The organism is Salmonella sp. SAL04202 (assembly GCF_046550775.1).
In the GTDB taxonomy this organism is placed as follows: domain Bacteria; phylum Pseudomonadota; class Gammaproteobacteria; order Enterobacterales; family Enterobacteriaceae; genus Salmonella; species Salmonella enterica.
The window spans coordinates 114,020-133,294 of sequence record NZ_JBGDXK010000005.1 but is presented as its reverse complement, the minus strand read 5'-3'; the positions used below and the strand labels follow the sequence as shown (position 1 = coordinate 133,294).

Sequence of the window (19,275 nt, the reverse complement as noted above, 5' to 3'; positions counted from 1 at the left end):
TACGTGCAAATCTGCTTAATGGATGAAACGGGCGCCACAGACGGCGCCTTATCTGTTCTGGCTGCCCGCTGGGGACTGGAGCATGACGAAGACAATCTAATGGCGCTGGTGATGACGCCGCAACATCTGGAGCTGCGCAAGCGCGACGAACCGAAGCTCGGCGGCATTTTCGTCGATTTTGTCGGCGGCGCGATGGCCCATCGACGTAAGTTCGGCGGCGGGCGCGGCGAAGCGGTGGCGAAAGCCGTTGGTATCAAAGGCGATTATCTGCCGGATGTGGTTGATGCCACGGCCGGACTGGGGCGCGATGCGTTTGTACTGGCGTCCGTCGGTTGCCGCGTGCGGATGCTGGAGCGTAATCCGGTGGTCGCCGCGTTGCTCGATGACGGTCTGACGCGCGGCTACGCCGATGCGGACATTGGCGGCTGGCTTCAGGAGCGTTTGCAGTTGATTCATGCTTCCAGCCTGACGGCGTTGACTGATATCACGCCGCGCCCGCAGGTGGTCTACCTCGATCCGATGTTTCCTCACCGGCAGAAAAGCGCGCTGGTAAAGAAAGAGATGCGGGTATTTCAGTCGTTGGTGGGGCCGGATCTCGACGCCGACGGACTGCTGGAACCGGCGCGTCAGTTGGCGACCAAACGCGTGGTGGTCAAACGTCCCGATTATGCGCCGCCGCTGGCGGATGTCGCGACGCCCAACGCCATCGTTACCAAAGGGCATCGGTTTGATATTTATGCCGGAACCCCTCTGACGGAGTAACGGATTGCCCGATGGTGTTGCGCTTATCGGGCCTACGATTCTCAATTATTTGTAGGCCGGATAAGGCGTAAGCCGCATCCGGCACTGAGTATTACTGTTCGGTATCTGGCGTATTAATCATTCGGTTTAACCACGGCACCATAATGGCCATCACCACGGTGACCGCCAGCGTTACCAGACCAATTTTGCTAAAGACGCCGGTATAAATTGGCAGCGTCTGCAACGGATCGGTGATGTTTTCCGGTACGGCAGTGAAGGTCGCCACATAACCGCCGAGCAGGAAGGCGGCGGCCTGGGTCAGGAACCACATTCCCAGAATAAAACCCATCAGATGCTGCGGCACCAGAGCGGCGACCATTGCCAGCCCCAGCGCGCTAATCAGCAGCTCGCCCAGACTCTGGAACAGATACACCAGCACGATAAACCACGGCGACGTCAATCCTTGCGCATCGGCAAACCACATCCCGGCGGCGGCGGCGGTCAGAAAACCCAGTGCGCAGAGGAACATACCGAGCGTAAACTTCATCGGCATAGTCAGATCTTTGCCTTTACTACCCAGTCGGGTGTAAATCGCTGCCAGTACCGGACTGGCGACGACCACCCAGAATGGGTTCAGCGCCTGAAAACTCACCGGGTTAATGGCGAATCCAAGAATTTCATGATGCACGTTATTAATCGCAAAGAAGTTCAGCGAGGTAGGCATCTGCGCATACAGAATGTAAAACAGCACGGCTTCAATCATCAGAATAAACGCCACGAACATTTTATTGCGGCCGGTTTTATCCAGACGAAACGCTTCGCGAAAGAAGAAAATAGTGACGACGATAGAAAGGACGATGAGCACCAGATTGGCAATCTTAACGTTGTGCATCAGCCAGGCGCAGAGGAAAATCATGACGACGGTGCCGAGTAGTACCAGCAGCAAATTACGAAAACGTAGCGGTTTATGATCCGGTTCAGAACCGATATTTTTCACCATGCCACGGCAGGCGAAGTACACCAGAAGCGCAACAATTAAACCAGCGCCGCACAGATTATAGGTCACCGCATAGCCAAATTTATCGGCAATCACCGGCGCCAGCGATAGCGATAACAAAGAACCGATGTTAATCGACATATAAAACAGGGTGAAAGCGCCATCCAGCCGGGGATCTTTAGGCTGATAGCATTTAGAGAGCAGGCTGGCGGGATTGGCTTTAAATAACCCGTTGCCCACGGCAATCGTACCCAGTGCGATAAAAATCAGATCGGGATTTAATAGCGACATACCGGTCATAAAATAGCCAATCGCCAGCACAATCGCGCCCAGGACCAGGGTGCGTTTAGTCCCTAACAGATGGTCGCCAACATAGCCGCCGATGGAGATCAGGCCATAAACCAGCGCCGCAAAAGCGCCAAAGGTAATAAAGGCCTGTTCCTGAGAAAAACCCAATTGTTTAACGAAAAAGACCGCCAGGATGCCCTGGACGCCGTAATAGCCAAATCGTTCCCATAATTCTACAAAAAAGATCATGAAGAATGGACGAGGTTGCTGCAGCAAGCCCGTAGGTGCAGTTGTATTCATATTCCTTCGCCTTTTAATGCCATCCCGAAACGTATGAGCGCGTATATCAAAACGCGCCGAAAAGACTTACCCTGATATAGACTGCGGTTATTAGCCTGATCAATAGGTTATTATACAAATGATACGCAAACTAATTAGTGGATCACACTAATTATGTTTGGTGTGATGGAATGATGTACTGAGTACTGCGAAGAAGGGGGGATAAACAAAACGCCCACATAAGCGGGCGTTGTTGTTGATAGCCGGAATTTGCCTGATGGCTCAGGCCAACCTGATTGACTATAGACCAGATGCGGTCTTAGCCGCCAGCCGGCACGGCAAGTATTACTCTTCTTCGTCGCGCAGCGGAACAATCAGCATGTCAACGTGAACGGTGTTGATCAGCTGGCGCGCAGAAGACATCAGTTTGCTCCAGAAGTCCTGGTGATGACCGCAAACGACCAGATCCATATCGTATTTCTTGATGGCGTCAACCAGCACCTGGCCCAAATCGCCGCTACCGCTCAGGGTTTCAGTGATAGGGTAGCCAGCGTTGGTAGACAGCTCGGTCAGCGCGTGGTGGGTTTCTTCGGAGATACGTTTCTGCATATCGCCCAGATTGACGTCAATCAGACCGGTGTACAGGTCTGAATAATTCACATCAACGTGGATGAGGGAGATTTTCGCGTTGTAGGGGCGCGCCATAGAGACCGCTTTTTCAACCAGAACTTTACTTTCCGGGGAGAGATCAACTGCGATAAGAATGTGTTTATAAGCCATAGTGTTACTCCTTCCATAAGTTGTCGATGACCATTGAGCTACTGGCGTTTCTTATGCCGCCGCGTCACCCGCGTCCTGCGAACTCTATGCGCGGGGCTAGCTCAGCCGTTTACCATAACTATCCTTACATTATAGCGACCAGGATAATCCGTCAATCTGCCTTGCTTGCCAGTTAGTTAAACAAAATTTCTAGGGAATTGCATTGATAGTGATTAACCTTCTGGTAAAAAAATTAACTGATCTCCTACAATGTGTATAAGAGCCGTTCGAATGCGGAGCGCTAATATGGACGGCTTTCGTAGTACTCTTTCACTGATTGTCTGGCAGGGTATCGGGGAGCGGTAGTCCCGGAGAGGAACTCCGTGGGCGGGTCGCCGGGGAGGAGATATGATAAGCACCGTCTCACTATTCTGGGCTTTATGTGTCGTTTGCATTGTTAATATGGCGCGCTATTTCTCATCGCTACGCGCACTGTTAGTGGTACTTCGTGGTTGCGATCCTTTGCTCTATCAATATGTCGATGGCGGCGGCTTCTTTACCACGCATGGTCAGCCCAACAAACAGGTGCGCCTGGTATGGTATATCTACGCTCAGCGCTATCGCGATCATCATGATGAAGAATTTATTCGCCGTTGTGAACGCGTGCGCCGCCAGTTTCTGCTGACCAGCGCGTTATGCGGTTTGGTGGTGGTGAGCTTGATTGCGCTCATGATTTGGCACTGAATGAAAAAAGCGGGCCAGTTTCCTGACCCGCTCGTGTTAGATAAGCCTCCCGGATGACGCCGCTTGCAGCGGCCTGTCAGGCCTGTGTCGTTTCATCCTGACAGGCCGGATTAGCGACAGCGCTATCCGGCCCATTTGGCTTAAATAATCTTCAGGGAAAGCCAGTACAGCACGCCGGAAAGAATAATCGCCGCCGGTAACGTAAATACCCAGGCCATCAGAATGCTGGTCACGGTTTTACGCTGCAACCCGCCGCCATCAACGACCATGGTTCCCGCCACTGAAGAGGAGAGTACGTGGGTGGTAGAAACTGGCATACCGGTGTAGCTGGCAAGACCGATAGAGACTGCCGCCGTCATCTGCGCCGACATTCCCTGCGCATACGTCATGCCTTTTTTACCAATTTTCTCGCCGATAGTGGTCGCCACGCGACGCCAGCCGATCATCGTACCAATACCCAGCGCCAACGCCACTGCCATAATGATCCACACCGGCGCATACTCAATGGTGCTTAACATATCGGTCTTCAGCTTTTTCAGCAGGCGCTGGTCATCGCTGCTTACGCCAGGCAATTTCACGACTTTATCGGTCGTGTCGGAAATGCACAGCATAATGCGACGCAACTGACTACGCTGTTCAACGCTTAACTTGTCGTAGCTTTCCACGTTTGCCAGCATCCCTTTCGCACGGTTAAGCGCGTTAATGGTGTTAGCCGGATGGCAGTGGAATTCAGTCGGTTCAGTCGCGCCCGGTTCCGGAGAGGGAATCAGTTGGTCAACGCCGGTGACGGCTTTCAGCAGGTCAGGACGCTGCTCAAAGTACGTTTCGACATTGTTGATAGCATCGCGCGTACGGGTGATTTCGTAGCTGGAGGCATTCATATTGACCACGAAACCCGCAGGCGCGACGCCAATCAGCACCAGCATGACCAGGCCAATGCCTTTCTGACCATCGTTCGCGCCATGCGAAAACGCCACGCCGATAGCTGAGAGGATCAGCGCGATACGCGTCCAGAATGGCGGCTTTTTCTTGCCGTCTTTCTTTTCACGTTCGGCTGGCGTCAGGTGGATACGGGCGCGTTTCTTAGTACCGCTCCAGTAGCGGCGCAGCAAGAAAATCAGACCGCCGGCGAATACCAGACCGACAATAGGGGAGATAATGAGTGAACCGAAAATATTGATAACTTTCGGGATGTTAAGCGCATCCACCACTGACGTGCCGGTCATCATCGCATTGGTTAAACCGATGCCGATAATGGCGCCAATCAGCGTGTGGGAACTGGACGCCGGCAACCCGAAATACCAGGTGCCGAGGTTCCAGATAATCGCCGCCAGCAACATGGAAAAGACCATAGCGAGGCCGTGCGCGGAACCCATGTTGAGCAGGAGATCCGTCGGTAGCATATGCACAATGGCATACGCCACGCTGAGACCCCCCAGCAAAACGCCAAAAAAGTTAAACACCGCCGCCATGACAACCGCCAGCTGCGAACGCATCGCACGGGTGTAAATCACGGTTGCGACTGCATTGGCTGTGTCATGGAAGCCGTTAATCGCTTCGTAGAACAGCACAAAAGCCAGAGCAAGCAATAATAAAAGCCCGGTATGTAAATCCAGGCCAGCAAACAAATGTAGCATAGGACGTTACGCCATTTTGAGGACATGAACGCGGCGCATTATCAGTGACTTTGGCGGCGCGGGCAAAGTGAAATATAGACTTTTTTTGATGTACTTCGTGCTTTGTTTGATATCACTAAAGAATTATCTTATATATTTCAGATAAATACCATTTTCAGGCGCTTTTCGCGCTGGTGCGACCACTGAGGAAACTTTACAATTCCCGTCCGAATTTGAGAGAGGAAGGCGACGTGGAAAGGTTTGATGCCGTTATTATAGGCGCTGGCGCAGCGGGCATGTTTTGCGCCGCGCAGGCAGGACAGGCGGGTAGCCGCGTGCTGCTCATCGATAATGGCAAGAAGCCAGGACGTAAAATCCTCATGTCCGGTGGTGGACGCTGCAACTTTACTAATCTTTATGTTGAGCCTGCTGCGTATTTGAGCCAGAACCCCCATTTTTGCAAATCAGCATTAGCCCGCTATACCCAGTGGGACTTTATCGATCTGGTCGGCAGGTATGGGATAGCCTGGCATGAGAAAACGCTGGGACAGCTTTTTTGCGATGATTCCGCCCAACGCATTGTCGATATGCTGGTTGCCGAGTGCGACAAAGGCGGCGTAACGATGCGCCTACGTAGCGAGGTACTGAGCGTCGAGCGTGATGAGTCGGGTTTCATACTGGCGTTGAACGGCGAGACGGTGACTACGCAAAAGTTGGTGATTGCCAGCGGCGGCCTGTCGATGCCGGGGCTTGGCGCATCGCCGTTTGGCTATAAAATCGCCGAACAGTTTGGTCTCAAGGTGTTGCCGACGCGCGCCGGGTTGGTGCCCTTTACGCTGCATAAGCCGCTGTTAGAACAGCTCCAGACGCTGTCTGGCGTCTCTGTGCCCTGCGTAATTACCGCCCGCAATGGCACGGTATTTCGGGAAAACCTACTTTTTACCCATCGTGGGCTGTCCGGCCCCGCCGTTTTACAGATTTCCAGCTACTGGCAACCGGGGGAGTTAGTGAGCATTAACTTATTGCCGGACCTCTCGCTGGAAGATGTTCTCAATGAACAGCGTAACGCGCACCCGAACCAGAGTCTGAAGAACACGCTGGCGATGCATCTGCCGAAACGGTTGGTGGAGTGTTTACAACAGTTGGGGCACATCCCGGATGTATCGCTCAGACAGTTGAACGTTCGTGATCAGCAGGCGTTGGTTGACACGCTTACGGCCTGGCAAGTGCAGCCTAACGGCACCGAAGGCTATCGGACAGCGGAAGTAACGCTGGGCGGCGTGGATACAAACGAACTATCATCGCGGACTATGGAAGCGCGCCGCGTGCCGGGTCTCTATTTTATCGGCGAAGTGATGGACGTCACCGGCTGGTTGGGCGGCTATAACTTCCAGTGGGCGTGGTCGAGTGCCTGGGCCTGCGCGCAGGATTTGGCGGCAAAACGCTAAGTACCATTACAAACAATAAGCGAATAGACATCCCGGACAGAGGTGTTAGTATCGATTTATAGCAGTTATGAGTATGCGTGTTTCATTTACGGCCAGGAACGCTGATGATGACAACATTACTCCCTCTTTTCCGGGTACCTACATCATTCACTCCCTTTGACGGCGAGCGCTTCATCGGCGTCTGTTCGTCGTCTGGCCCCTTTTCTTTTTTCCTTCTTATCCCGAATGGAAACCCCCGCTGAGCGCACGCCCGGCGGATTTTGTGACACGCATGGTTAGACAACAGGGATTACGGCGGGTCGATTATGGACAAAATGAAGCGTCATCTGGTGTGGTGGGGAGCGGGGATTCTTGTGGCGGTGGCCGCGATAGCCTGGTGGATGCTGCGCCCTGCGGGAATACCGGAGGGTTTTGCCGCCAGCAACGGCAGAATTGAAGCCACCGAAGTGGATATTGCCACTAAGATTGCCGGGCGTATTGATACCATCCTCGTTTCGGAAGGGCAGTTCGTTCGTCAGGGCGAGGTGCTGGCGAAAATGGATACCCGCGTGCTGCAGGAGCAGCGGCTGGAGGCGATTGCGCAGATTAAAGAGGCCGAAAGCGCGGTTGCCGCCGCCCGCGCCTTGCTGGAGCAACGCCAGAGTGAAATGCGCGCCGCGCAGTCGGTCGTCAAACAGCGGGAAGCTGAGCTGGACTCCGTCTCTAAACGTCACGTGCGTTCCCGTTCGCTGTCGCAGCGTGGCGCGGTATCTGTACAACAGTTAGATGACGATCGCGCGGCGGCGGAAAGCGCGCGCGCCGCCCTGGAGACCGCCAAAGCGCAGGTATCTGCGGCAAAAGCGGCGATTGAAGCGGCGCGTACCAGTATTATCCAGGCGCAAACGCGCGTGGAAGCGGCGCAGGCGACCGAGCGGCGTATTGTCGCCGACATCGACGACAGCGAATTAAAAGCGCCGCGCGATGGACGCGTGCAGTACCGCGTTGCGGAGCCGGGCGAAGTGTTATCGGCTGGCGGCCGGGTGTTGAACATGGTCGATCTCAGCGATGTTTATATGACATTTTTCCTGCCGACCGAACAGGCGGGGTTGTTGAAGATCGGCGGCGAAGCGCGACTGGTGCTGGACGCCGCGCCGGATCTGCGTATTCCGGCGACGATCAGTTTTGTCGCCAGCGTGGCGCAGTTCACGCCCAAAACCGTGGAAACCCACGATGAACGGTTAAAGCTGATGTTCCGCGTCAAAGCGCGTATTCCGCCAGAGCTACTGCGACAGCATCTGGAATATGTCAAAACCGGTTTGCCGGGAATGGCCTGGGTTCGTCTGGATGAGCGCGTGCCCTGGCCTGACGCTCTAAGCGTGAGGCTGTCGCAATGACGTCGCTGACGCTGGTGCCTGTTCCTCCCGTGGCGCAGCTTGAGGGGGTGAGCCAGCATTACGGAAAAACGGTCGCGCTGAACAATATCACGCTGGACATTCCCGCCCGTAGTATGGTCGGGCTGATTGGTCCGGACGGGGTGGGTAAGTCGAGCCTGCTGTCGCTGATTTCTGGCGCGCGGGTGATTGAGCAAGGGAACGTTATCGTCCTGGGCGGCGATATGCGCGATGCGAAACATCGCCGCGACGTCTGTCCGCGCATCGCCTGGATGCCGCAGGGGCTGGGGAAAAACCTTTATCACACGTTATCGGTTTATGAGAACGTCGATTTTTTCGCTCGTCTCTTTGGTCATGACAAAGCTGAACGCGAAGCGCGTATTACCGAGCTGCTGAACAGCACCGGCCTGGCGCCGTTTCGTGACCGTCCTGCCGGGAAGCTGTCCGGTGGGATGAAACAAAAGCTGGGGCTGTGCTGTGCGCTGATTCATGACCCGGAATTGCTGATTCTTGATGAGCCTACCACCGGCGTGGACCCGCTCTCCCGCGCTCAGTTCTGGGACTTAATCGACAGTATCCGCCAGCGCCAGACCAATATGAGCGTGTTGGTCGCAACGGCCTATATGGAAGAGGCGGAGCGTTTTGACTGGCTGGTGGCGATGAATGCGGGCGAGATACTGGCAACCGGCAGCGCGCAGCAACTGCGGGCAAAAACCCATAGCGCGACGCTGGAACAGGCGTTTATCGCCCTGTTGCCAGAAGCGCAGCGCCAGGCTCATAAGCCAGTGGTGATCCCGCCGTATCACGCTGAGCAGGAAGAGATTGCCATTGAGGCGAAAGATCTGACCATGCGCTTCGGTAAGTTCGTCGCGGTTGACCATGTTAATTTCCGCATTCCGCGCGGCGAGATTTTTGGCTTCCTCGGTTCAAACGGTTGCGGCAAATCGACCACCATGAAAATGCTGACCGGTCTGCTTCCCGCCAGCGAAGGCCAGGCCTGGCTATTTGGCCAGCCGGTAGACCCGAACGACATCGATACCCGTCGCCGGGTCGGGTATATGTCGCAGGCTTTTTCGCTCTATAACGAACTCACCGTGCGGCAGAATCTGGAACTTCATGCCCGCCTGTTTCATATTCCGCCAGCGGAGATCCCGGCGCGCGTCGCGCAGATGATCGAACGCTTTATGCTAACGGAGGTGGAAGATACGCTCCCCGCTTCGTTGCCGCTCGGTATCCGCCAGCGTTTATCGCTGGCGGTAGCGGTGATCCATCGCCCGGAAATGCTGATTCTTGATGAGCCAACGTCCGGCGTTGATCCGGTCGCCAGGGATATGTTCTGGCAGCTTATGGTCGATCTTTCGCGTCAGGATAAGGTGACGATTTTTATCTCGACCCATTTTATGAACGAAGCGGAACGTTGCGACCGAATGTCATTGATGCACGCCGGTAAAGTGCTCGCCAGCGGTACGCCGCAGGAATTGGTGCAACAGCGGGGCGCGGCCAATCTGGAAGCGGCGTTTATTTCCTGGCTACAGGAAGCTGCGGGAGCGGCGCCTGAAACCCCAATACCGCCATCCCAGACGCCCGCCGCGTCAGGTAAACCGTCGCGGCAGGGATTGAGCTTCCGGCGTTTGTTCAGCTACAGTCGCCGCGAAGCGCTGGAGCTACGCCGCGATCCGGTACGCTCGACGCTGGCGCTGCTGGGAACGGTAATTCTGATGCTGATTATGGGCTATGGCATCAGTATGGACGTGGAGAACCTGCGTTTTGCCGTACTCGACCGCGATCAAACCGTCAGCAGCCAGGCATGGTCGCTCAATCTGGCGGGATCGCGCTATTTTATCGAACAGCCGCCGCTCGCCAGCTATGACGAGCTTGACCGGCGGATGCGTTCGGGAGAGTTGGCGGTTGCCATTGAGATCCCGCCTAATTTTGGTCGCGATATTGCTCGCGGTAAGCCAGCGCAGATTGGCGTCTGGGTGGATGGCGCCATGCCCAGCCGCGCCGAGACGGTGAAGGGGTACGTTCAGGCGATGCACCAAAGCTGGCTGCAGGAGGCGGCAAGTCGTCAGCCGAACCCGGTTAAACAGACCGGGCTGCTCAACATTGAAACGCGCTATCGCTATAACCCGGATGTGAAAAGTCTGCCCGCTATCGTTCCGGCGGTCATTCCGCTGCTGCTCATGATGATCCCGTCAATGCTTAGCGCCCTGAGCGTGGTGCGGGAGAAAGAGCTGGGGTCGATGATTAATCTGTACGTAACGCCGACGACGCGCAGCGAATTTTTGCTGGGTAAACAACTGCCGTATATCGCGCTGGGTATGCTGAACTTCTTGCTACTGTGCGCGCTGTCGGTCTTTGTATTCGGCGTGCCGCTGAAAGGCAGCTTTCTCACGCTTACCCTCGCGGCGCTGCTTTACGTCATCATCGCCACCGGTCTGGGGCTGCTGATCTCCACGTTTATGAAGAGCCAAATCGCCGCTATTTTTGGGACGTCGATTATTACCCTCATTCCGGCAACACAATTTTCCGGCATGATCGATCCGGTGGCTTCGCTGGAAGGACCGGGAAGATGGATCGGCGAGATCTACCCGACCAGCCATTTTCTGACGATCGCGCGCGGGACGTTTTCCAAAGCGTTGGATCTGTCCGATCTCTGGCCGTTATTTATGCCGTTACTGATTGCCGTCCCGGTGGTGATGGGTCTGAGCATTCTGCTGCTGAAAAAACAGGAGGGGTAATGCGCGGATTACGTAATATTTATAACCTCGGCGTTAAAGAACTGCGCAGTCTGCTGGGCGACAAAGCGATGCTGGCGCTGATCGTCTTCGCCTTTACGATTTCGGTTTACTCCTCCGCTACCGTCCTGCCCGGTTCGTTGCATCTTGCCCCTATCGCCATCGCCGATATGGATCAGTCTCAGTTGTCGAACCGTATTGTGAATAGTTTTTACCGCCCGTGGTTTCTGCCGCCGGAGATGATTACGGCAACGGAAATGGATGCCGGATTGGATGCCGGACGCTATACCTTTGCGGTCAATATTCCGCCGAATTTCCAGCGTGATGTGCTGGCCGGACGTCAGCCTGATATTCAGGTTAACGTCGATGCGACGCGCATGAGTCAGGCGTTTACCGGCAACAGTTATATCCAGAATATTATTAGCGGCGAGGTCAACAGCTTTGTGGCGCGCGCGCGGGGAGATAACGTTCAGCCGGTGTCGCTGGAAATCCGGATGCGCTTTAACCCGAATCTCGACCCGGCGTGGTTTGGCGGCGTGATGGCGATTATCAACAACATTACCATGCTGGCGATAGTGCTGACCGGATCGGCGCTGATCCGCGAGCGAGAACACGGCACGGTAGAGCATCTGTTGGTGATGCCGGTCACGCCCTTTGAGATCATGATGGCAAAAGTGTGGTCGATGGGGCTGGTTGTGCTGGTGGTTTCCGGTTTGTCTTTGATGCTGATGGTGAAAGGCGTACTTGGCGTACCGATTGAAGGATCGATCCCATTGTTTATGTTGGGCGTGGCGCTGAGCCTGTTCGCCACCACTTCAATTGGGATTTTTATGGGCACCATCGCCCGTTCGATGCCGCAACTGGGGTTATTAATGATTCTGGTACTGTTGCCGCTACAAATGCTTTCCGGCGGTTCCACGCCGCGTGAAAGTATGCCGCAGGCGGTGCAGGATATTATGCTGACCATGCCGACGACGCATTTTGTCAGTCTTGCCCAGGCTATTCTTTATCGCGGCGCAGGTTTGAGTATCGTCTGGCCGCAGTTCCTGACCCTGTTGGCGATAGGCGGCGTGTTCTTCCTGATAGCGCTGTTACGCTTCAGAAAAACGATTGGCACAATGGCGTAAACATTATTGCCGGATGGCGGCTGCGCCTCATCCGGCCTACAAACGACAGACGTGCGAGCGTAGGCCGGGCAAGCGAAGCGCCCCCGGCGTTAGTCTTCTTTCGGCAAACACTGCAAGTGGCCGTGGCGCACGCCGCGCTGGGCGATAACATCATCGGCAAAATGCTGTACGTCGCCCATATCGCCCTTCAGAACGGCGATCTCCAGACAGTCATCGTGGTTGATATGGACGTGCAGCGTGGCGACGGATAAATCATGATGATGATGCTGGGTGGAGACGATGCGGCTGGCTAAATCCCGTTTCTCATGTTCATAAACATATGAAAGTACCGCGAAACCCTGTGTACCGTGTTCCTGGGTGGCCTCCTGCGCCAGAGCGCCGCGCAAAATATCACGGATCGCTTCGGAGCGATTGTTATAGCCGCGTCGCTGGCTCAGGCTGTCCAGCGTTTCCAGTAAATCGTCATCGAGGGTGATGGTGACACGTTGCATCTGACTTAAACCTTTTGGTATGGCGCGTCGGCGCATGGGAAGCTCCGCATTTTGTAACACACGTCCGCCGCCAGAGGGAAAAATTAATGTGTCATAACGCTTTTGTTATCGTCTGCGGCGTCAGCGTAAACGGTGTGGGGGTACAGACTGCCAGACTGAGCGTATCGAGCTGACACTGGCTGACCGACAAGGCAGAGGGCAACGTGCTGTCCACGCTGACGATTTGCCAGGCGCTGCCGCCGCGTTGTTTTACGATGGCTTCTTTACGCGTCCAGATACGCCAGAAGGCCGTCAGTTGTCGCTCCGGACGTTCCGCTTCCATTTCAGCATGTTCGCCGAGGCTGAATACCGCATTTGCCAGCGAACGCCAGTTATCGCGCGGGCGGATCACTTCAATATCGCAGCCGACTTCACCTTCGTCGCTAAGCAACAGAGCAATAGTGTCGCCGCTATGGCTGAGGTTAAACCACAGCGGCGTTCCGGCGGAAAAAGCCGGTTTACCCTGTTCGCCATACACCATCTCCGGTAGCGGCGAGAGCGCACGGGAAAGCAGCACGCGCCCGGCCAGCCAGCTTGCCCGGCGAACGCCCTGCGGCGCCTGAGCGATTAACGCGTCGGGCAATTGACCTGCGCTTAATGTTGACACTTTTCCCAGAACGATCTGGTACATATCAGGACCAACGTTGCCTATGAAGAAGAGGAGATTGTAGCATCTGTCGCCTCATCCCGGTAAACGGCTTTTCGGTCGGCCTGGCCCCAGTAAGATCGCCAGTTTGCTGCCGCCTTTAGTGGTTTCCATCCAGATTTTGCAGACGCTGGTCAAAGGAACGGACAAGAGCATCCCGACCGGGCCTAATAGCCATCCCCAGACCAGTAACGAAAGAAATACCACCAGCGTGGACATTCCCAGACGATGGCCCATCATGCGTGGCTCCATAATGTTGCCAATCACCATATGGACCACCAAAAAGAGCGCGCCGACCAGTACGCACTCGTAAAAACCGTTAAATAACAGCGCCTGAATCATGGGGGGAACGGCGGAAATCACCGAGCCGATATTAGGAACGTAATTGAGCAAAAAGGCCAGTACGCCCCACATTAGCGCAAACTGAATACCCATTAACGCCAGTCCCAGCCAGATAATCGCGCCCGTCCATAAACTGAGCAGCGTTTTCAGCGCCAGATAATGCGAGACGCCTTTCAGGGCGCGGTGCAGGCCGGCAATATGAATTTGTGGATTGTTTAGCGCGAAACGTAATTTATAAGGCACGTGACGCACCTCAAACAGCATAAAAACCACGGTCATCACCAGCAGCACAATGCTTGCCATCGCGCCCGATACGCCGGTCATTAATGTTGTGGTGAAGAGCATGATTTTATCGGAGTCCATCCCGCGGAGCATACGTTCCGGCGACATATGTAAATTCAGGAAGGGCATTAACTCCTGAAGGTGTAAGACCTTACGCGTCAGCTCCTTGCTGTATTTAGGCAGCATAGCGATAAATTCATTAAGCGATGCGGCAAGCACACCCACCAGCGCGGTAAGCACGATCAGCATGACAACCACCACGATAGTAATCGCCAGCGGTCGCTTCACGCCCCGGCGAATAAACCAGGTCACTAATGGATTAAGAACAATGGCGAAAAAGAGCGCCAGCAAGAGTTGTACAATAATATCCGCCGCGGCATGAATCCCGGCGAGAATAATAACCAGGGAGGCCAGTTTCAGCAGAATATGCATACCCGTTTTGTCGGGTTGAGCGGTTGCCATGAAGTTTTCCTTGTTGTGTTTTTTTCTAAGTGTAGCGGCTGCCCTGATACCGATAATCTGAATCTCACTACTGATTTTCACCGCGCGCCATGATAGAAAAGAAAACATGTTGTAAAAATGCGGTGATACTCATGCCCGAACCCGTCGCTGAACCGGCGCTAAACGGATTGCGCCTCAATCTGCGTATTGTCTCCATTGTGATGTTTAACTTTGCCAGCTATCTGACCATCGGCCTGCCGCTCGCCGTCTTGCCCGGCTATGTGCATGATGCGATGGGATTCAGCGCGTTCTGGGCGGGGCTTATTATCAGCCTGCAATACTTCGCCACTCTGTTAAGCCGTCCCCATGCCGGGCGGTATGCGGATGTATTAGGGCCGAAAAAAATCGTTGTCTTTGGCTTATGCGGCTGTTTTTTAAGCGGACTCGGCTACCTGCTGGCGGATATCGCCAGCGCCTGGCCGATGATCAGTTTGTTGCTACTGGGGCTGGGTCGCGTGATTTTGGGGATTGGGCAAAGTTTTGCCGGCACCGGTTCGACACTATGGGGCGTCGGCGTCGTCGGGTCGTTGCATATTGGTCGGGTCATCTCCTGGAACGGTATCGTCACCTACGGCGCAATGGCGATGGGCGCGCCGCTGGGCGTGCTGTGTTATGCCTGGGGCGGGTTACAGGGACTGGCGCTAACGGTGATGGGCGTGGCGCTGTTGGCGGTACTGTTAGCCCTTCCACGTCCGTCGGTGAAGGCGAACAAAGGCAAGCCGCTGCCGTTTCGCGCGGTGCTGGGGCGTGTCTGGCTGTATGGTATGGCGTTGGCGCTGGCCTCGGCAGGGTTTGGCGTCATCGCGACGTTTATTACCTTATTTTATGATGCTAAAGGTTGGGATGGCGCCGCCTTTGCGCTCACGTTATTTAGCGTCGCGTTTGTCGGTACGCGTTTGCTGTTCCCTAACGGCATCAATCGTTTAGGCGGGTTGAATGTCGCCATGATCTGCTTTGGCGTGGAGATTATTGGTCTGTTACTGGTGGGGACGGCAGCCATGCCGTGGATGGCAAAAATCGGCGTTTTACTCACGGGGATGGGGTTTTCGCTGGTCTTTCCGGCGCTGGGCGTGGTGGCCGTCAAAGCCGTGCCGCCGCAGAACCAGGGCGCGGCGCTGGCGACCTATACCGTCTTTATGGATATGTCTTTGGGGGTTACCGGGCCGCTGGCGGGGCTGGTGATGACCTGGGCGGGCGTGCCGGTGATTTATCTGGCGGCGGCCGGGCTGGTAGCGATGGCGCTATTGCTGACCTGGCGCTTAAAAAAACGGCCTCCGTCTGCACTGCCGGAGGCCGCATCATCATCGTAAAGGTTACTTAATAACTAACGTATTGATGATGTTTTCAGCCGTGGTTTGCGCTTTTTGCTGATTGTCCGCAGGCAGCGTGACCTGAATCGTCAGCAATTGGTTATCCACTTTGCCCAGCACGATGGAAGAGTACGCCGTCTGGCCTTTCGCGGAGATAATGCTGTCCAGTTGTTGCAACGTATGGCCTTTGAGCTCAATAGACTTATTGGTGACCACCTGAAGCTGCGGGTCGCGGCTACGCTGTTGCTCAAGCAGGCGGTTCGCCAGCACCGGCAACGCTTCATCGGTATTATCGCCGACAATAACAATCACCGCTTTCTGGCCCGTCGGGTCAGAATAAACGTGCATATTATTCGCCTGGGTGCCCAGCTTACCGCTTTGATCGGTCATATCTGCCGGCAGTGAGAAACTGAGTTTGCCATCCATCAGGCTGATGGGCTGACCGGAGGCCTGGCTTTCTGCGGCGGCGCTTTCTGCCGACGCTTTTGTATCGTTGTTATCACAGGCCGCAAGCCCCATAACCAGCAGGCCAATACCGGCATATTTAACCAAATTGCGCATTGACTTCTTCCTTTCGATAAACGGCCATAACGGCTCATTCGCTCATCTTATCACAACTCGGAAAACGAACCTTTAACTTGCCGGTAATGGGGAAATTTCAGATTTATCTGCCAGCTTTTTCAGCAACATATTCAGTAGAACGCCGTACATCGGCAGGAAGAAAATAATGCTGATGAGCACCTTAAAGCAATAATCCACCAGCGCAATTTCCATCCAGTGCCCGGCCATAAAGGCATCGGGGCTTCGCCAGAACGCAATGAAGAAAAAGGCAAGGGTATCGCTGATATTGCCAAACAGCGTTGAAGCGGTCGGCGCCAGCCACCAGCGACGATTTTGGCGCAGGCGGTTAAACACATGGACATCAAGGATCTGTCCCAGCGCGTAGGCCATAAAGCTGGCGGCGGCGATACGGGCGACGAACAGATTAAAGTTCGCCAACGCGGCGAAACCTTGCCAGGCGCCCATATAGAACAGCGATGAAACCACATATGACACCAGCAGCGCAGGGATCATGACGGCGAAGATAATGCGGCGCGCCAGCGGTGCGCCAAAAATACGCACGGTAAGATCGGTGGCGAGAAAAATAAAAGGAAAACTAAACGCGCCCCAGGTCGTGTGGAAACCAAAAATAGTGATGGGGAGCTGCACCAGATAGTTACTGGAAATGATCACCAGTAAATGGAATAGCGATAGCCAGAACAACGCTTTTATGCGCTGTGATTGTGTAAACGGAGTCATATTGTGACCTTTTTGTTGGATGGGGTGAGGGAACCCAATAAAGAACCGCCGCATAATACTGTTTTGCGCTGGCATTGCAATGGCTAATTTTCACGCAATCGTTAACCTGCCTGGCTTACTGACGAAGATGGGCGTAAAATATCGCCGTTTTTCTACCATTGAGACGAAGATGAGCGATCTGTTTTCCTCCCCTGACCATACGCTTGACGCCCTGGGGCTGCGTTGCCCTGAACCGGTAATGATGGTGCGCAAAACGGTGCGCAACATGCAAACTGGCGAAACATTGCTGATTATCGCCGACGATCCGGCGACGACGCGTGATATTCCGGGGTTCTGTACCTTTATGGAACACGATTTGCTGGCGCAAGAGACGGAGGGTCTGCCGTACCGCTATTTATTGCGTAAAGCGCATTAACCGCACGGCAGATAACATTCTGATTAGAAGCTTTCCCAGTTCGCCTGTTCTGCGGCGGGCTGTGGCGTTAAACCTTTGCTTAACGGCGTCGGCGACGCCTCCCGACGAGGCTGTTTCTGGATGCGGAACGCGGCGACCGCCTGACGAAGTTCGTTAGCCTGATCTTCCAGCGCCGCCGCCGCTGCTGCGGATTCCTCTACCAGCGAGGCGTTTTGCTGTGTCACGCTGTCCATTTCCGATACCGCCTGCGCCACCTGCTCAATGCCTTTGCTTTGCTCATCGGAGGCAGCGGCGATTTCGCCCATAATATCGGTCACGCGAGTCACGGCGTTGACGATCTCTTTCATGGTTTCTCCCGCTTCGCGTACCTGCGTAGAGCCGGTATCAATGCGCGACACGGAGTTTTCAATCAGCACTTTGATCTCTTTGGCGGCCTGCGCGCTACGGCTGGCCAACGTGCGTACCTCTCCGGCCACAACCGCGAATCCTCGCCCCTGTTCGCCGGCGCGGGCGGCTTCTACCGCGGCGTTCAGCGCCAGGATATTAGTCTGGAAGGCGATACCGTCAATCACGCTGGTGATGTCCACGATTTTTTCCGAGCTTTCGGCGATATCGTTCATGGTGTTCACTACGTTATCCACCACGCGTCCTCCTTTACGCGCGGTTTCTGATGCGGTTTTCGCCAGACCCGTCGCCTGTCGTGCGTTATCGGTGTTTTGCCGTACCGTGGCGGTTAACTGTTCCATGCTGGCGGCGGTCTCCTCCAGCGCCGAGGCCTGCTGTTCGGTACGGGAAGAGAGGTCGCTGCTGCCGGCGGAAATTTCGCCTGCGCCAGTATAGATAGAGTCTGCGTTATCGCGCACCGCGCTGACGGTACGGATTAACGACTGCTGCATCGTTTTAAGACCGGCGGCCAGTTGGCCCATTTCACTGCGTCCTTCGGCCTCTATCTCATGGGTAAGATCGCCGTCGGCGATCGTTTGAATGTGCGCCATAATCCGTTGCAGCGGGCGGAGTAGAACGCGTTGCAGCCCCAGCCAGATAAACGCCAGCACGATGAGTACGATAAGTAGAATTATCCCCAGCGTCCATTGCATCTGGGTAAAGCTGCTCTGATTCTGATCGCTGGCTAATTTTATTAATTGCGCATTTTGAGATAGCCACTGGTCATATACCTGCTCCATGTCATCCTGCGCTTTTTGCGCGTCAAGGTTGCCATAGGCGGCGTAATTATCGGCTTTAAGATAGTGGATAGACTGCTGCAAAACGTCATACATCTGCTTAAAGCTGGCTTCGGCCTGGGCATCCAACGCCGGATCTTTCCCCGCGATCGCTTCGGAGTTCACGTAGTTGTTGAAATGCTTTTCCGCTTCGTTGAGCGACGCGCCAGCGTTGGTTAACAGCGTGTTCATGGCGTCCAGTGAGGCGGGATCGCGCTGATTTTTTAACATGCGTATCGCCACGCGGTTAATGGTGACGCGGGTTTCGATCAATGTCTGAAAACTGCCGCCCAGTTCCTGTTGTTGGTAACTCAGCGCGCTCGCATTCTGGAAATTCAGCCGATCGCTGCTGACGGCGGAATAAAACAGTATTCCTGTCACCAACAATAAGGCGCTAAATATGCCCAGCGTCGCGATAACGCCAGTGATGACTTTGATATTTTTCATAGTGCCTAACATTCCTTATTTTGTAGACGGTATGATCAATATCGGTTGGATAAAAATTAACCTTACATCAAATCACGCTATTTCTGATTAATGGTTTGATAAGTAATAGAAAATAAATAATTTTCGCGTGAATAATATGAACAAAGAAAGGAATACTGCGGGATAACCCGGCGACA

The 19,275-nt window shown here is 54.6% G+C and carries 17 protein-coding genes; 8 read left to right on the top strand and 9 right to left on the bottom strand.

What is annotated here, in order from left to right; translation table 11 throughout:
• The first annotated feature begins 3 nt into the window (after positions 1 to 3).
• Positions 4 to 762, top strand: coding sequence for a 16S rRNA (guanine(1516)-N(2))-methyltransferase RsmJ (gene rsmJ, locus ACLJQJ_RS18690; RefSeq protein ID WP_023202869.1), 759 nt, complete (start codon positions 4 to 6; stop codon positions 760 to 762).
• Positions 763 to 853: 91 nt separating this feature from the next.
• Here the strand turns inward: rsmJ and dtpB are convergent, their stop codons facing one another.
• Positions 854 to 2,326: a dipeptide/tripeptide permease DtpB gene (gene dtpB, locus ACLJQJ_RS18685; protein ID WP_001098274.1), complete on the bottom strand. Its 1,473-nt coding sequence runs from the start codon at positions 2,324 to 2,326 to the stop codon at positions 854 to 856.
• A gap of 324 nt (positions 2,327 to 2,650) precedes the next feature.
• The gene (gene uspA, locus ACLJQJ_RS18680; RefSeq protein WP_000323565.1) at positions 2,651 to 3,085 is read right to left on the bottom strand and encodes a universal stress protein UspA; all 435 of its coding nucleotides are present in this window, start codon (positions 3,083 to 3,085) and stop codon (positions 2,651 to 2,653) included.
• Between the two features lie 387 nt (positions 3,086 to 3,472).
• On the opposite strand from uspA, the gene uspB reads away from it, so the two are divergent.
• Entirely contained in the window at positions 3,473 to 3,808 is a 336-nt protein-coding gene (gene uspB / locus ACLJQJ_RS18675) for a universal stress protein UspB (RefSeq protein ID WP_000626193.1), read from the top strand.
• Between the two features lie 140 nt (positions 3,809 to 3,948).
• Here uspB and pitA read toward each other — a convergent pair whose 3' ends face one another.
• Complete coding sequence (pitA, locus tag ACLJQJ_RS18670; RefSeq protein ID WP_000902764.1) at positions 3,949 to 5,445, bottom strand: inorganic phosphate transporter PitA; 1,497 nt, start codon at positions 5,443 to 5,445, stop codon at positions 3,949 to 3,951.
• A 230-nt stretch (positions 5,446 to 5,675) separates the two neighbouring features.
• Between pitA and ACLJQJ_RS18665 the strand changes: the two genes are divergently transcribed.
• The 4 genes from ACLJQJ_RS18665 to ACLJQJ_RS18650 all read left to right on the top strand — a co-directional run bounded on the left by ACLJQJ_RS18665 (position 5,676) and on the right by ACLJQJ_RS18650 (position 12,107).
• Positions 5,676 to 6,872: an NAD(P)/FAD-dependent oxidoreductase gene (locus ACLJQJ_RS18665; RefSeq protein WP_001627041.1), complete on the top strand. Its 1,197-nt coding sequence runs from the start codon at positions 5,676 to 5,678 to the stop codon at positions 6,870 to 6,872.
• Positions 6,873 to 7,177: 305 nt separating this feature from the next.
• Entirely contained in the window at positions 7,178 to 8,245 is a 1,068-nt protein-coding gene (locus tag ACLJQJ_RS18660) for an HlyD family secretion protein (protein ID WP_000359836.1), read from the top strand.
• The gene (gene rbbA / locus ACLJQJ_RS18655) at positions 8,242 to 10,983 is read left to right on the top strand and encodes a ribosome-associated ATPase/putative transporter RbbA (RefSeq protein ID WP_063808780.1); all 2,742 of its coding nucleotides are present in this window, start codon (positions 8,242 to 8,244) and stop codon (positions 10,981 to 10,983) included. The genes ACLJQJ_RS18660 and rbbA overlap by 4 nt, the downstream gene beginning before the upstream one ends.
• Complete coding sequence (locus ACLJQJ_RS18650) at positions 10,983 to 12,107, top strand: ABC transporter permease (RefSeq protein WP_001214750.1); 1,125 nt, start codon at positions 10,983 to 10,985, stop codon at positions 12,105 to 12,107. Before rbbA ends, ACLJQJ_RS18650 begins: the two co-directional genes overlap by 1 nt.
• A gap of 89 nt (positions 12,108 to 12,196) precedes the next feature.
• Here the strand turns inward: ACLJQJ_RS18650 and nikR are convergent, their stop codons facing one another.
• The 3 genes from nikR to ACLJQJ_RS18635 form a co-directional block, all read right to left on the bottom strand.
• Complete coding sequence (gene nikR, locus ACLJQJ_RS18645; RefSeq protein WP_001190057.1) at positions 12,197 to 12,598, bottom strand: nickel-responsive transcriptional regulator NikR; 402 nt, start codon at positions 12,596 to 12,598, stop codon at positions 12,197 to 12,199.
• A 91-nt stretch (positions 12,599 to 12,689) separates the two neighbouring features.
• Positions 12,690 to 13,268: a 4'-phosphopantetheinyl transferase AcpT gene (gene acpT / locus ACLJQJ_RS18640; protein WP_045342439.1), complete on the bottom strand. Its 579-nt coding sequence runs from the start codon at positions 13,266 to 13,268 to the stop codon at positions 12,690 to 12,692.
• Positions 13,269 to 13,319: 51 nt separating this feature from the next.
• Positions 13,320 to 14,369, bottom strand: coding sequence for an AI-2E family transporter (locus ACLJQJ_RS18635; RefSeq protein WP_000179589.1), 1,050 nt, complete (start codon positions 14,367 to 14,369; stop codon positions 13,320 to 13,322).
• An 89-nt stretch (positions 14,370 to 14,458) separates the two neighbouring features.
• Here ACLJQJ_RS18635 and ACLJQJ_RS18630 point away from each other — a divergent pair, with 89 nt between their 5' ends.
• A complete protein-coding gene (locus ACLJQJ_RS18630; RefSeq protein WP_001576500.1) occupies positions 14,459 to 15,718 on the top strand; it encodes an MFS transporter in 1,260 nt (419 codons plus the stop codon).
• A 3-nt stretch (positions 15,719 to 15,721) separates the two neighbouring features.
• Here the strand turns inward: ACLJQJ_RS18630 and ACLJQJ_RS18625 are convergent, their stop codons facing one another.
• Both ACLJQJ_RS18625 and ACLJQJ_RS18620 read right to left on the bottom strand, forming a co-directional pair.
• Entirely contained in the window at positions 15,722 to 16,279 is a 558-nt protein-coding gene (locus ACLJQJ_RS18625; protein ID WP_001245277.1) for a DcrB family lipoprotein, read from the bottom strand.
• A 72-nt stretch (positions 16,280 to 16,351) separates the two neighbouring features.
• Positions 16,352 to 17,017 (bottom strand): 7-cyano-7-deazaguanine/7-aminomethyl-7-deazaguanine transporter, encoded by a 666-nt coding sequence (locus tag ACLJQJ_RS18620; protein WP_000187489.1) that lies wholly within the window; start codon positions 17,015 to 17,017, stop codon positions 16,352 to 16,354.
• A 169-nt stretch (positions 17,018 to 17,186) separates the two neighbouring features.
• Here ACLJQJ_RS18620 and tusA point away from each other — a divergent pair, with 169 nt between their 5' ends.
• Positions 17,187 to 17,432 carry a sulfurtransferase TusA gene (gene tusA / locus ACLJQJ_RS18615; protein WP_001541054.1) on the top strand — a complete coding sequence of 82 codons (246 nt, stop codon included), beginning with the start codon at positions 17,187 to 17,189 and terminating at the stop codon, positions 17,430 to 17,432.
• Between the two features lie 23 nt (positions 17,433 to 17,455).
• Here the strand turns inward: tusA and tcp are convergent, their stop codons facing one another.
• Complete coding sequence (gene tcp / locus ACLJQJ_RS18610; protein WP_063808781.1) at positions 17,456 to 19,099, bottom strand: methyl-accepting chemotaxis citrate transducer; 1,644 nt, start codon at positions 19,097 to 19,099, stop codon at positions 17,456 to 17,458.
• Between the last annotated feature and the right edge of the window lie 176 nt (positions 19,100 to 19,275).

Coding starts and splice junctions, on each gene's coding strand:
- dtpB (WP_001098274.1), bottom strand. CDS start 2,326: ATGAATACAACTGCACCTACGGGCTTGCTGCAGCAACCTCGTCCATTC.
- uspA (WP_000323565.1), bottom strand. CDS start 3,085: ATGGCTTATAAACACATTCTTATCGCAGTTGATCTCTCCCCGGAAAGT.
- uspB (WP_000626193.1), top strand. CDS start 3,473: ATGATAAGCACCGTCTCACTATTCTGGGCTTTATGTGTCGTTTGCATT.
- pitA (WP_000902764.1), bottom strand. CDS start 5,445: ATGCTACATTTGTTTGCTGGCCTGGATTTACATACCGGGCTTTTATTA.
- ACLJQJ_RS18660 (WP_000359836.1), top strand. CDS start 7,178: ATGGACAAAATGAAGCGTCATCTGGTGTGGTGGGGAGCGGGGATTCTT.
- rbbA (WP_063808780.1), top strand. CDS start 8,242: ATGACGTCGCTGACGCTGGTGCCTGTTCCTCCCGTGGCGCAGCTTGAG.
- ACLJQJ_RS18650 (WP_001214750.1), top strand. CDS start 10,983: ATGCGCGGATTACGTAATATTTATAACCTCGGCGTTAAAGAACTGCGC.
- nikR (WP_001190057.1), bottom strand. CDS start 12,598: ATGCAACGTGTCACCATCACCCTCGATGACGATTTACTGGAAACGCTG.
- acpT (WP_045342439.1), bottom strand. CDS start 13,268: ATGTACCAGATCGTTCTGGGAAAAGTGTCAACATTAAGCGCAGGTCAA.
- ACLJQJ_RS18635 (WP_000179589.1), bottom strand. CDS start 14,369: ATGGCAACCGCTCAACCCGACAAAACGGGTATGCATATTCTGCTGAAA.
- ACLJQJ_RS18630 (WP_001576500.1), top strand. CDS start 14,459: ATGATAGAAAAGAAAACATGTTGTAAAAATGCGGTGATACTCATGCCC.
- ACLJQJ_RS18625 (WP_001245277.1), bottom strand. CDS start 16,279: ATGCGCAATTTGGTTAAATATGCCGGTATTGGCCTGCTGGTTATGGGG.
- ACLJQJ_RS18620 (WP_000187489.1), bottom strand. CDS start 17,017: ATGACTCCGTTTACACAATCACAGCGCATAAAAGCGTTGTTCTGGCTA.
- tusA (WP_001541054.1), top strand. CDS start 17,187: ATGAGCGATCTGTTTTCCTCCCCTGACCATACGCTTGACGCCCTGGGG.
- tcp (WP_063808781.1), bottom strand. CDS start 19,099: ATGAAAAATATCAAAGTCATCACTGGCGTTATCGCGACGCTGGGCATA.